Genomic DNA, 13565 nt, shown 5'->3' with positions numbered 1-13565 from the left:
ACTGTGCGGAGATTCACACTTCTGCTTTCTATATACACCCAAAGTAATTGGTGTTGCGGATAGGTAGCAAGCGAGCAAATCCTGATGCGCTGACTAAAGTCAGTGTTTTTGGAGAGAGGGCTGCTAGCGCCGTTGCAACGTCAAGTAAGAAGGGTATATCAACCTAATCAACTGAAACGTCATCATGGTCCAAGGCACGCTATACATCGTTTCCGCGCCCAGTGGGGCAGGGAAATCAAGCCTGATTCAGGCTTTGTTAAAAACACAACCGCTGTACGACACGCAGGTTTCTATTTCCCATACCACGCGTGCAATACGTCCGGGTGAGAATCACGGTGAACATTACTTCTTCATTTCTAAAGAAGAGTTTTGCCAGATGATTGATGACGATGCTTTCCTTGAGCATGCCAAAGTATTTGAAAATTACTATGGCACCTCACGTTTGGCGATTGAGCAGGTTCTTGCAACCGGTGTCGATGTATTTTTAGATATTGATTGGCAAGGTGCGCAGCAAATTCGCGCAAAAATGCCCACTGCACGCAGTATTTTTATTTTGCCGCCATCCAAGGAAGAATTGGATCGCCGCTTGCGAGGCCGTGGGCAAGATAGCGAAGAGGTTATCGCTAAGCGAATGGCGCAAGCTGTCGCCGAGATGACCCATTACGCTGAATATGATTATTTAATCGTAAATGATGATTTCAATCTGGCTTTATCTGATCTGAAAACCATTATTCGCGCAGAACGACTGCGTTTAGGCCGCCAGAAACAGCGGCATGACGCTTTAATCACCAAATTATTGGCAGACTGAACCGAGTTTCAGTATCATGCCCCGTCATTTCGTCACCTGTGGAGTAGCAGAATTATGGCACGCGTAACTGTTCAAGACGCTGTAGAGAAAATTGGTAACCGTTTTGACCTGGTGTTGGTCGCTGCTCGTCGGGCACGTCAAATCCAGTCCGGCGGTAAAGACGCACTGGTTCCAGAAGAAAACGATAAAGTTACTGTGATTGCGCTGCGCGAGATTGAAGAAGGCCTGATTACTAATCAGATTCTCGATGTTCGTGAACGCCAAGAACAGCAAGAGCAGGAAGCCGCAGAGATCCAAGCGGTAACCGCGATTGCTGAAGGTCGTCGTTAATTAGACAGCGAGTCTGCCTTGTACCTGTTTGAAAGCCTGAATCTGCTGATTCAACGTTACCTGCCAGAGGAGCAGATTAAGCGCCTCAAACAGGCATATCTTGTTGCACGTGATGCTCACGAGGGTCAGACACGCTCCAGTGGTGAGCCTTATATCACTCATCCTGTTGCTGTGGCCTGTATTCTCGCGGAGATGCGGCTCGATTACGAAACCTTAATGGCGGCGTTATTACATGACGTCATTGAAGATACTCCTGCTACATATCAAGATATGGAGCAGTTGTTTGGGAAAAGCGTAGCCGAGCTGGTCGAGGGTGTTTCTAAACTCGATAAACTGAATTTTCGTGACAAGAAAGAAGCTCAGGCGGAAAATTTCCGCAAAATGATCATGGCGATGGTGCAGGATATCCGCGTTATTTTGATCAAACTGGCTGACCGCACACATAACATGCGAACGCTGGGTTCCTTACGCCCAGATAAACGTCGCCGCATTGCACGTGAAACCCTTGAAATATACAGCCCACTGGCCCATCGGCTGGGTATCCATCATTTAAAAACCGAGCTGGAAGAGCTGGGTTTTGAAGCGCTCTACCCCAATCGCTATCGCGTAATTAAAGAAGTGGTGAAAGCCGCACGTGGTAACCGCAAAGAGATGATTCAGAAAATCTTGGCGGAGATTGAAGGGCGTCTGACTGAGGCCGGTATTCCTTGCCGAGTCAGTGGTCGTGAAAAGCATCTCTATTCCATTTATTGCAAAATGAACCTGAAAGAGCAGCGTTTTCACTCCATCATGGATATCTATGCTTTTCGGGTAATAGTCAAAGAAGTCGATACTTGCTACCGCGTGTTGGGTCAGGCTCACAGCCTGTATAAGCCACGCCCCGGTAGAGTGAAAGACTATATTGCCATCCCTAAGGCTAACGGCTATCAATCGTTACATACCTCATTAATCGGCCCTCATGGGGTTCCGGTCGAGGTACAGATTCGTACTGAAGATATGGATCAGATGGCCGAAATGGGGGTTGCTGCACACTGGGCTTATAAAGAGCAGGGTGAGTCTGGCACCACCGCACAAATTCGCGCTCAGCGCTGGATGCAAAGCTTGCTGGAGTTACAGCAAAGTGCAGGCAGCTCATTTGAATTTATTGAAAGCGTAAAATCTGATTTATTCCCTGATGAGATTTACGTTTTCACCCCAGAAGGGCGCATCGTTGAATTACCTGCCGGTGCGACACCTGTCGACTTTGCCTATGCCGTGCATACCGATATTGGCCATGCCTGTGTAGGTGCGCGTGTTGACCGTCAGCCCTACCCGCTTTCTCAGTCACTGAACAGTGGCCAGACCGTTGAGATTATTACCGCTCCGGGTGCTCGGCCAAATGCGGCCTGGCTGAACTTTGTTGTCAGCTCGAAAGCGCGAGCCAAAATTCGCCAGTTGCTGAAAAACCTGAAACGTGATGAATCGGTGAGCCTTGGCCGCCGGTTACTGAATCATGCGTTAGGAAATGGTCGAAAACTGTCTGATATTTCTGAAGATAATATCAAACATGAACTGGACCGTATGAAACTGGCGACGCTAGATGATTTGCTAGCAGAAATTGGCTTGGGTAATGCGATGAGTGTGGTAGTGGCCAAAAACCTGTTGGGTGACCTATCAACGCTGGCGACCTCTGGCACCCGTAATCTGGCAATCAAGGGTGCCGATGGTGTCCTAATTACCTTTGCCAAGTGCTGCCGTCCTATCCCCGGTGACCCGATTATTGCTCATATCAGCCCAGGCAAAGGTTTGGTTATCCATCATGAGTCTTGCCGTAATATCCGTGGCTACCAGAAAGAGCCTGAGAAATTTATGGCGGTTGAGTGGGATCAAGAGACTGAACAAGAGTTCATTGCTGAAATTAAAGTCGATATGTTCAATCAGCAAGGTGCTTTGGCAAATCTGACTGCGGCAATCAATGCAGCCGAATCTAATATTCAGAGCCTGAATACTGAAGAGAAAGATGGCCGGGTATACAGTGCCTTTATTCGCCTGACTACCCGTGACAGGGTCCATCTGGCTAACATAATGCGTAAGATTCGTATCATGCCAGATGTGGTTAAAGTCAGCCGTAATCGTAACTAACGCCTATGAATCCTCAACGCTATGCGCGGATTTGTGAAATGCTGGCTACCAGGCAGCCGGACCTAACGGTTTGCCTGGAGCAAGTACATAAACCTCATAATGTATCCGCTATCATTCGTACAGCTGATGCTGTCGGTATCCATCAAGTACATGCAATTTGGCCAACGACTCAGATGTATACACGACTCTCTTCCGCGGCCGGCAGCAACAGTTGGGTACAAGTCAAAACACACACTCATATTAGCGATGCCATTGCTCATCTGAAATCACAGAACATGCAAGTTCTGGCAACGCATCTGTCTGATAATGCTGTCGATTTTCGTGAAATAGACTATACCCGCCCAACCTGTATTTTGATGGGACAAGAGAAGACCGGTATATCTGAGGAAGCGTTAGCACTCGCGGACCAAGACATCATTATTCCGATGATCGGCATGGTGCAATCACTCAATGTTTCTGTCGCGTCTGCGTTGATTTTATATGAAGCCCAACGGCAGCGGCAAAATGCAGGTATGTATCAGCGAGCAAAAAGTGTCTTGCCCGAAGATGAGCAGCAACGATTACTGTTTGAGGGGGGGTATCCGGTATTGGCACAAGTCGCCAAACGGAAAGGGCTACCTCAACCACATATTGATGAGCAGGGTCAGGTTATTGCCGATGCACAATGGTGGTCTGCCATGCAAGCCACGGAGTCTTAAATGAAAGGCCGCCTGCTGGATGCAGTACCCCTCAGTACACTTTCCGGTGTTGGCTCAAGTCAGGCTGGGAAGCTGGCTAAAATGGGGTTGGAAACCATCCAAGACCTACTGCTTCACCTCCCACTGCGTTATGAAGATCGTACTCGCCTGTATCGTATTGGCGATTTAATGCCTGGCCTCTCGGTTAATGTTGAGGGCGAGGTTCTACGTTCTGATATCACCTTTGGCCGCCGCCGCATGATGACCTGCCAAATCAGCGACGGTAGTGGTATTCTCACTCTGCGTTTCTTTAACTTCAACGCTGCGATGAAAAACAGTTTGTCTCCGGGCAAGCATGTTATCGCCTACGGCGAAGTCAAACGGGGCAATACCGGGGCGGAAATCATTCACCCTGAATATCGGGTGCATGGCGAGAACATTGGCGTTGAATTACAAGAGTCCCTGACACCCGTTTATCCCACCACCGAAGGGATTCGTCAGGCGACCTTGCGCAAACTTATCGATCAAGCGCTGGCGATGCTGGATACTTGTGTTATTGCCGAATTATTGCCGATTGAGTTAAGCCGCTCACTCATTAGCTTGCCAGAAGCTATTCATACCCTGCATCGCCCACCAGCAAATATTCAGTTGACTGATTTAGATCAAGGCAAGCATCCTGCACAGCGGCGATTAATCATGGAAGAGCTAGTCGCTCATAACCTCAGTATGTTGGCTGTCCGGGCCGGCGCGCAAAGCTATCGGGCATTACCGCTATTGGCAGAGCAACAACTCAAACAACGTTTTCTGGCCGCGCTACCTTTCAGCCCCACGCATGCCCAGCAACGGGTAGTGGCGGAGATTGAGCAGGATATGACCCATAACTTCCCGATGATGCGATTGATTCAAGGGGACGTTGGCTCAGGAAAAACATTGGTTGCAGCCCTGGCCGCGCTACGGGCAATTGCTCACGGCAAGCAGGTTGCTTTGATGGCACCCACCGAATTACTGGCAGAACAACATGCCTCCACTTTTCGCCAATGGCTAGAACCGTTGGGGCTGCAAGTGGGCTGGCTGGCTGGCAAGCAAAAAGGTAAAGCCCGTATAGCACAGCAAGAAGCTGTCGCCAGCGGTCAGGTTGCAATGGTTGTTGGCACCCATGCGATGTTTCAAGAACAGGTGCAGTTCTCTGGACTGGCGCTGGTTATTATTGATGAACAACATCGTTTTGGTGTTCATCAACGGCTCGCTTTATGGGAAAAGGGCGAGGAGCAAGGTTTCCATCCACATCAACTCATTATGACCGCGACCCCAATTCCAAGAACGCTGGCCATGACTGCCTATGCAGATCTTGATACCTCAGTGATTGATGAGCTTCCGCCAGGTAGAACACCGGTGACTACAGTGGCAATCCCTGATACCCGCCGCAGTGATGTTATCCAGCGAGTTAAAAATGCCTGTCTGGAAGAGGGTCGGCAAGCTTATTGGGTCTGCACACTGATTGAGGAATCGGAAGTCCTGGAAGCGCAGGCCGCCGAAGTAACTTGTGAAGAACTGAAAATTGCTTTGCCGGAAATTAAAGTCGGTTTAGTTCATGGGCGCATGAAAGGACCAGAAAAACAGGCAGTTATGCAGGCATTTAAACAGGGTGAGTTGCAGCTATTGGTGGCAACCACAGTGATCGAGGTTGGGGTCGATGTGCCTAACGCCAGCCTGATGATAATCGATAACCCGGAACGCTTGGGGTTAGCGCAATTACATCAGTTACGAGGCCGTGTCGGCCGTGGTGCTGTCGCCTCTCATTGTGTATTACTCTATAAAACGCCGTTGAGTAAAACCGCCCAGATGCGTTTGCAAGTGTTGCGTGATAGTAATGATGGCTTTGTCATTGCCCAGCGAGATTTAGAAATCCGTGGACCGGGCGAATTGTTGGGAACACGGCAAACTGGAAGTGCGGAGTTCAAAGTGGCTGATTTACTGCGCGATCAGGCGATGATTCCCGAAGTCCAACGGGTAGCTCGCCATCTGCACCAGCAATATCCTGAACATGCACGCGCATTGATTGAGCGCTGGCTACCAGAGCGAGCGCGTTACACTAACGCTTAATAAATAAGGGGCAGGTAAACCCACCCCTAAGTGCAGTTACCCTACCACCGCTGGGAATATTGGCAGTAAAAGATACAGCTTAATCACGATCGCATTAGCGATATCAATAAAGAATGCGCCAACCATTGGTACCACTAAGAACGCCAGATGAGATGGGCCAAAACGGTCAGTAATCGCTTGCATATTGGCGATTGCAGTCGGTGTTGCACCCAGACCAAAACCACAGTGCCCCGCCGCCAGTACCGCTGCATCATAGTTTTTTCCCATGATGCGATAAGTGACAAAGATAGCGTACAACGCCATCGCCAGTGCCTGAACTGACAAAATTACCAGCATCGGTAATGCCAGTGAAGCCAGCTCCCAGAGCTTCAAACTCATCAGTGCCATTGCCAAAAACAGTGACAGACTGACATTGCCCAGCACTGATACCGCACGATCAAAGACTTTATAGAAGCCGATTGCCGACAACGTGTTACTGAGGATAACCCCGACAAACAGCACACAAACAAAGATTGGCAGTTCAAACATCGTGCCCTGCAACCAACCCGCAATCACATTGCCTGCCATCAGGCAGATAGCTATCATGGCGATGGTTTCAACTAACACCAACGAGGTGATCATGCGCCCCGCCGAAGGCTTTTCAAATGCGGAAGGGACTTCGCTGTCCTCCGGCGTACCATCGGGTGTGGAAGAGCGCTTCACCAGGTAGCGGGCTACCGGGCCACCAATCAATCCCCCCAGCACCAAACCAAATGTTGCACAAGCCATAGCAACTTCTGTTGCATTTTCAAAGCCATAGCGTTCAGAAAAGAGTTTACTCCACGCAGCACCAGTACCGTGCCCACCTGATAAGGTAATTGAGCCAGCTAGTAACCCCATCAACGGGTCTAGCCCCATCAATTTAGCAAGCGCAATACCAATTGCGTTCTGCATGAGCAACAAACCAATGACCACAAACACAAATACGCTCAAAGCTTTGCCGCCAGCACGTAAGCTAGCCAGATTGGCATTCAAACCAATAGTTGCAAAGAATGCCAGCATCAAGGGATCTTTGAGCGACATATCAAAACTGATTTCCCAGCCAAGAGTCTTTTGCATCAGCAACATCAAGAAGGCAACCAACAAACCGCCGGCTACTGGTTCAGGAATAGTGTATTTTTTCAGGAATGGGACAGTTTGTACGAGTTTTCGGCCTAATAATAAAACCAAGCAGGCCGCGACTAGCGTGCCATAGGTATCGAGATGAAACATCTTGGTACTCCATGCGATTGAAATATCGATTAAAAATATGACGTTAGACAGTTCCTTAAAAACGCCAAAACAGTTAAGGAAGGGATTAGAAGAAAAAACGCCGCCCATTACAAGTTTAGTAATAGAAAAATGCAGGTGAGCACCGAATAGAATTATTTTTAAAAACGCAGCGCAACCGATTGCTTTTGTGAGCCGGATCATTAAAATGCCCTCTTTGCCGATCCGGGAATGCCACTCCATGTCTACGCAATCCGCCGAGCTTGATACTCCACAGCAAGCAGCCACTCGCCCCAGCGAATTGATTTACCGTTTAGAAGACCGCCCCCCACTCGCCCAAACATTGTTCGCTGCTTGCCAGCATTTATTGGCGATGTTTGTCGCAGTGATAACCCCTGGCTTATTGATTTGTCAGGCGCTGGGACTACCAGCGGAAGATACCCAACGCATTATTAGCATGTCGCTATTTGCCTCCGGCTTGGCATCGTTACTGCAAATTAAAACCTGGGGGCCAGTTGGCTCTGGCCTATTATCGATTCAGGGCACCAGTTTTAACTTTGTTTCGCCATTGATTATGGGTGGCCTGGCGCTAAAAAACGGCGGCGCAGATATCCCAACCATGATGGCAGCACTGTTTGGTACGCTAATGGTGGCGTCCTGCACCGAAATTATACTTTCCCGCTTCCTGCATCTGGCGCGCCGCATTATCACCCCACTGGTATCTGGTATCGTGGTGATGATCATCGGTTTGTCATTGATTCAGGTTGGGCTGACATCAATTGGCGGCGGTTATGGTGCAATGAGTGACCATACCTTTGGCGCACCGAAAAACCTGCTATTAGCGGGTGCCGTATTAGTCGTGATTATTCTACTGAACCGCCAGCGCAACCCGTATTTGCGTGTGGCCTCTTTAGTCATTGCGATGGCCGTGGGTTACTTGCTGGCCTGGTCGTTGGGTATGTTGCCAGAGAGCCGCCCGGTGGTAGATACCGCGCTGATCACTATCCCAACACCACTCTATTATGGCCTCTCCTTTGATTGGAATCTGCTGGTACCACTGATGTTAATCTTCATGGTGACCTCACTGGAGACCATTGGTGATATCACCGCGACCTCGGATGTCTCTGAACAACCTGTTCATGGCCCGTTGTATATGAAACGCCTGAAAGGTGGTGTGCTGGCGAATGGTTTGAACTCCATGCTGTCGGCAGTGTTCAACACCTTCCCTAACTCCTGCTTCGGCCAGAACAATGGCGTGATCCAGTTGACCGGTGTTGCCAGTCGTTATGTCGGTTTCGTTGTCGCACTGATGCTGATTGTTCTGGGCTTGTTCCCGGCGGTTGCAGGTTTCGTGCAACATATTCCTGAACCAGTGCTGGGGGGCGCCACGCTGGTGATGTTCGGTACCATTGCAGCTTCCGGCGTGCGTATTGTCTCTCGTGAAACACTCAATCGGCGCGCTATTATGATTATGGCTCTGTCATTGGCAGTTGGTATGGGTGTGGCACAACAGCCATTGATTCTACAATTCGCGCCAGATTGGGTAAAAACGCTGCTTTCTTCCGGGATTGCTGCCGGTGGTATTACTGCCATTGTGCTTAACTTACTCTTCCCACAAGAAAAATAATCTTTACATCAACACGTCAATGAAATGGCCGGTCGTAAACGATCCCGGCCATTTTTTTATCGCCGGATAACTGATTGTCTATTGAGCTCATGGACAAATTACGGCATAAACAGGGTTCCGTATCACCGACAGGCGTGGAAAGACCGGATGAAATTTCTCGGGAAAGTGCTGCTAACGTTATTACTACTACTGGTGCTGTCCGTAGTGCTGTGTTACGTATTGCTCCAAACCAGTTGGGCTGCCGGTTGGCTGAGCCGTTGGGTTAGTGATAATAGTGAATATCGCCTCTCTCTGGGTAAAATAGACCACTCATGGTCCCAACCGGGACAAGTCAGTTTCAGTGATATCACTCTGGGCCGGGCCAATCAGCCTCCGTTTCTTGTTGCCCAACAAGCGCTGTTTGGCCTGAGTTGGCGGCAACTGACCGAGCCTCGTCACCTTCTCAGTCTCAATCTGCAAAATGGTCGTTTAATCCTCAGTAACAGCCCATCACCGCTGCCATTACAGGCTGATACCTTGCAGTTGACTAATATGGCCCTCGATACCACTCTTGAGGCGAAAAACTCAGCAACTCAGTGGAAGATTGCGGGTCAGCAAGTGACTGGCGGTTTGGTGCCTTGGCAGCCACAACCGGGTAATAGCCTTGGCGAAAATGCTCAATTTCAGTTTAGTGCCGGTTCTTTAACCATTAACGGTATTACCGCGCAACAACTTTATCTGCAAGGCTCGATACAGAAAAATGCCCTGACCCTAACCAATTTTGGGGCAGATATCGCGCAGGGTGAATTGACCGGTAACGCCAGCCAAGCGGCTGATGGCAGTTGGCTGGTCGATCGCCTGCGGCTCAGCAATATTCGCCTACAAACACCAGCATCGATAGATGATGTTTGGAATACATTCTTACAACTCCCGCCGATTACGCTAAAACGGTTTGATTTAATTGATGCGCGAGTAGAAGGGAAAAGTTGGGCATTTAATGACCTGGATTTGACGCTAAAAAATATCACGTTTAAACAAGGCGATTGGCAAACAGAGGATGGCGAACTGTCCTTCAATGCCGGTGATATTATCAAGGGTAATATTCATCTGATTGACCCAATAGCAACATTTGCTTTATCTCCGGCTGGCGTCGCAATTAATCAGTTCTCAACCCGCTGGCAGGATGGTCTATTAAGAACTCAGGGGAATTGGGCGCGCGATACTCATCGCCTGCAATTGGATGAACTGACACTGGTCGCGCTGGTTTACACTCTGCCTGCCGATTGGAAGCAACAATGGCAACAAACATTGCCAAACTGGCTATCCGAGGTGTACGTCGGCAAGCTTAGTGCTAATCGTAACTTGTTGATTGATATCAGCCCTGACTTCCCCTTCCAGATTACATCGCTGGACGCCGCAGGCACTAACTTACTGTTGGCAAAAAACCATCAGTGGGGTGTATGGTCTGGCTCATTAATGTTGAATGCAGGTAATGCGACATTTAATAAAAATGATATTCGCCGTCCGTCACTGGCCCTCAATGCCAATGAACAACAGATTACATTTAGTGAGTTAAGCGCATTCACCAAAGAGGGCTTACTGGAGTCCACCGCCAGTATTGACCAAACGCCTGCCCGCGCCTTATCACTGGCGCTGACCGGCCGTTCTGTCAATCTGGATATCTTGCAAAACTGGGGTTGGCCAGCATTACCGTTGCATGGCCTGGGCAACCTAAAATTACAGATAAAAGGAAGTCTGGCTGCCGATACACCATTGAAACCTACTGTTAGCGGCTCTCTACAAGCTACTGACGGCAATGGGCAACAAGTCAATCAAACTATGCAGCATGGTGAAGTGCATAGCGTAGCGGGGCAATAAGGGCGTTTTACACTGCCCTACCAGATTGCTGCTGGGTGACAACGCCGATTACATGATATTTTTCATGTAATCGGCACAGAAGTTTGTCCTACATAAGAGGGAACGAACCCGAATATTCAAAGAAACTCTGCGGCACATAATTATTAATCTTATTTTCATAACAATACTCTATAACCTGCCGTTTACTGGTTACACCGGCTTTTCTATAGATGCTTTGGATTATATTGCAGACTGACTTGGTTGATAAATGGATTTTTTTAGCAATCTCTTTACTTGAGAAAGCATGTAAAATATAAAACAATACCTCCCATTCTCTTTTGGTGAATAATGCAGATGGAGGTGTAAAGATAAGTGATATCGGAACTTTTATTTTATTTAAACGCGTTAACATTATATCTTGTACGGGCCGCCCATGACAAATAACTCCTTGGGATATGCCATGTTCATCTATTAGTGGGTATTTGTCACTAAAATAAGGTGTGAAATATGAACGGCCATCATATAGCTGAATATCAACTGATGCTACGCGGTCCTGTGATAATTCTACCTGACGATCCTGCTGCTGAAATTCGTCCTGAAAATCTGCTGATGGCGTAGGAATCTCACCATCTAACCGACCTTCAAGGTTGTATTTTTCAGGTAAATTGAATAATTTATAAACTCGTCTATTGGCATAAATAAATCTTGATTGATTATCTTTTACCGCCCAAGGTTCAGAACTGTGTTCCCAGAACCGGATTAATATCTCAAGCGATTGCTTTAGGTTTTTTTCCATTTCAATCCTCCCATTATATTTAGTTTTACTTACCCAGCCAGTGGGAAGGAACCCGAGTATTCAAAGAAGCTCTGCGGAACATAATTATTTATCTTATTTTCATAACAATACTCAACAACCTGTTTTTTACTGGTCACACTGGCCTTTCGATAGGTTTTTTGAGTTATATTACAAACTGTTCTGGTGGATAAATGGATTTTTTTAGCAATCTCTTTACTTGAGAAAGCATGTAAAATATAAAACAACACCTCCCATTCTCTTTTAGTAAATAATTCTGATGGCGGGGTAAAGATAAGTGAGGTGGGGACTTTTATTTTACCTAAATTTGTTAACAACATATCATGCACAGGTCTTACATGGAAAATAACACCTTGCGATATCCCATCGCTATCTATTAACGGATATTTGTCACAGAAATTAGGCTTAAAATAGGAAAGGCCATCCCACTCATGTATTTCAACCGCTGTTATACGATCCTGCAATAGCTCTACCTTACGGTCATGCTCTTGAAACTCAACCTCAAAATCTGATATTGGAGTGGGAAGTTCGCCATCAGACCGCCCCTCTACACAGTATTTATCCGGTAAAGCTAATAATTTATTGAATCTGTTATTTGCATAAATAAATCTTGATTGATTATCTTTAACCCCCCAAGGTTCTGAACTATGCTCCCAAAACCGTATTAATACCTCAAGCGAGTTTAGTAATGTCTTATCCATCATTACTTTCCCCTTAAATTTACGTTACCTTTCCCCGCAAGCGGAAAAGAACCTGAGTATTCAAAGAAACTTTGTGGTACATAGTTATTAATTTTCTTCTCATAACAATATTCTATAACCTGTTTTTTACTGGTCACACCGGCCTTTCGATAGATATTTTGAATTATATTGCAGACTGATCTGGTTGATAAATTAAGCTTTTTAGCAATGTCAGGGCTTGAAAAAGCATGTAAAATATAAAATAACACCTCCCACTCTCTTTTGGTAAATGACTCTGATGGCGGGGTAAAGATAAGTGAGGTGGGGACTTTTATTTTATTTAAATGCGTTAATATTATATCTTCTACTGGCCTTGCATGAAAAATAAGCCCCTGTGAAATGCCGTTTTTATCTATTAATGGATACTTATCACAAAAGTAAGGTTGAAAATAGGAACGTCGCTCAAATGCATGGATTTCAATCGTTGTCGCACGTTCTTTCGATAATATCGCCTGACGGTCATGTTCCTGAAATTCAGTCTGAAACTCTGCCGTTGGCGCAGGAAGTTCGCCATCTAATCGCCCTTCCACACTAAATTTATCAGGTAAGCCTAATAATGTACCAAACCTATTATTTGCATAAATAAACACTGACTTGTTATCCTTAACCCCCCAAGCTTCCGAACTATTTTCCCAAAATGGTATTAACATTTTAAGCGAGTTTAGTAGTTTTTTATCCATTTGAACCACCCTCTTAACGTTAGTTTTGCCTTACTCTTCGAATAATCATCCGCCCTCGATAATCGATGAACCTACTGGGCCATATCTCTCGAGGGGAAACACCGATAGCGTCTGCAATAATTACTTCTCCCTTGGGCCACGGGCGTGTTAGCGCGTTAGCTAATGTACTTGGCGAAAGCCCGCTCTCTCTTGATAATGCTGCTAGTGAGCCTTTTGCTTTCCGTATTGCAGCTAAAATATCTTGTCTATGCCAATCTCTATCCATTTTAATTCACTCCCATTAAAAAATTTATTATAAATTCCTTAATTAAATGACTCAGACTAGTTTAGATTTATCTATAGTTAGCTATTTAATAAATAATATTAAGGGTTGATTTATATTTATAAATAGCAAACAGCAGATGTTAATTTATTAAATAACGATTACGCTGTATGATCCAGTGCATTAGTTACTCTTTTTTAAAAAAACCAAATAAAACAACCCTGCATTATTTAGCTAAACATAGATTATAGATAATTTAACGATGATAAATTAAAGAAAAGGTTAAGAAAGGAGGTTTATAAAATCACACTAAAAAATA

Annotated in this window: 12 protein-coding genes; 7 read left to right on the top strand and 5 right to left on the bottom strand. The window is 46.5% G+C overall.

What is annotated here, in order from left to right; translation table 11 throughout:
* Positions 1–184 precede the first annotated feature (184 nt).
* Genes gmk through recG form a run of 5 tightly spaced genes read left to right on the top strand, consistent with a single transcriptional unit; the run spans position 185 to position 6039 of the window.
* Positions 185–808: a guanylate kinase gene (gmk, locus tag V2A84_RS19485; RefSeq protein WP_005191120.1), complete on the top strand. Its 624-nt coding sequence runs from the start codon at positions 185–187 to the stop codon at positions 806–808.
* A 54-nt stretch (positions 809–862) separates the two neighbouring features.
* The gene (gene rpoZ, locus V2A84_RS19480; RefSeq protein WP_004392061.1) at positions 863–1138 is read left to right on the top strand and encodes a DNA-directed RNA polymerase subunit omega; all 276 of its coding nucleotides are present in this window, start codon (positions 863–865) and stop codon (positions 1136–1138) included.
* Positions 1139–1156: 18 nt separating this feature from the next.
* Positions 1157–3259, top strand: coding sequence for a bifunctional GTP diphosphokinase/guanosine-3',5'-bis pyrophosphate 3'-pyrophosphohydrolase (spoT, locus tag V2A84_RS19475; protein WP_083161661.1), 2103 nt, complete (start codon positions 1157–1159; stop codon positions 3257–3259).
* A gap of 5 nt (positions 3260–3264) precedes the next feature.
* A complete protein-coding gene (trmH, locus tag V2A84_RS19470; RefSeq protein WP_083161659.1) occupies positions 3265–3957 on the top strand; it encodes a tRNA (guanosine(18)-2'-O)-methyltransferase TrmH in 693 nt (230 codons plus the stop codon).
* Complete coding sequence (gene recG, locus V2A84_RS19465) at positions 3958–6039, top strand: ATP-dependent DNA helicase RecG (RefSeq protein ID WP_083161657.1); 2082 nt, start codon at positions 3958–3960, stop codon at positions 6037–6039.
* A gap of 36 nt (positions 6040–6075) precedes the next feature.
* Here the strand turns inward: recG and gltS are convergent, their stop codons facing one another.
* Positions 6076–7290: a sodium/glutamate symporter gene (gene gltS, locus V2A84_RS19460; protein WP_083163981.1), complete on the bottom strand. Its 1215-nt coding sequence runs from the start codon at positions 7288–7290 to the stop codon at positions 6076–6078.
* Positions 7291–7528: 238 nt separating this feature from the next.
* Here gltS and V2A84_RS19455 point away from each other — a divergent pair, with 238 nt between their 5' ends.
* On the top strand, positions 7529–8914 hold the full coding sequence (locus V2A84_RS19455; protein ID WP_083161655.1) for a uracil-xanthine permease family protein: 1386 nt from the start codon (positions 7529–7531) through the stop codon (positions 8912–8914).
* A gap of 147 nt (positions 8915–9061) precedes the next feature.
* The gene (locus V2A84_RS19450) at positions 9062–10771 is read left to right on the top strand and encodes an AsmA family protein (RefSeq protein ID WP_083161653.1); all 1710 of its coding nucleotides are present in this window, start codon (positions 9062–9064) and stop codon (positions 10769–10771) included.
* Positions 10772–10859: 88 nt separating this feature from the next.
* On the opposite strand, the gene V2A84_RS19445 is transcribed toward V2A84_RS19450, so the two are convergent.
* From V2A84_RS19445 to V2A84_RS19430, 4 genes are read right to left on the bottom strand one after another with little or no spacing between them, the layout of a single operon-like run.
* Positions 10860–11546, bottom strand: coding sequence for a helix-turn-helix transcriptional regulator (locus V2A84_RS19445; RefSeq protein ID WP_083161651.1), 687 nt, complete (start codon positions 11544–11546; stop codon positions 10860–10862).
* A 29-nt stretch (positions 11547–11575) separates the two neighbouring features.
* A complete protein-coding gene (locus V2A84_RS19440) occupies positions 11576–12265 on the bottom strand; it encodes a helix-turn-helix transcriptional regulator (RefSeq protein WP_442849143.1) in 690 nt (229 codons plus the stop codon).
* 2 nt (positions 12266–12267) lie between these two features.
* Positions 12268–12984: a helix-turn-helix transcriptional regulator gene (locus V2A84_RS19435; protein ID WP_083161649.1), complete on the bottom strand. Its 717-nt coding sequence runs from the start codon at positions 12982–12984 to the stop codon at positions 12268–12270.
* A gap of 19 nt (positions 12985–13003) precedes the next feature.
* Positions 13004–13249: a helix-turn-helix domain-containing protein gene (locus tag V2A84_RS19430; protein WP_083161647.1), complete on the bottom strand. Its 246-nt coding sequence runs from the start codon at positions 13247–13249 to the stop codon at positions 13004–13006.
* Between the last annotated feature and the right edge of the window lie 316 nt (positions 13250–13565).

Source organism: Yersinia sp. 2553 StPb PI, assembly GCF_052217105.1.
GTDB lineage: Bacteria > Pseudomonadota > Gammaproteobacteria > Enterobacterales > Enterobacteriaceae > Yersinia > Yersinia enterocolitica_E.
This window is presented reverse-complemented; position numbering and strand designations above follow the sequence as displayed.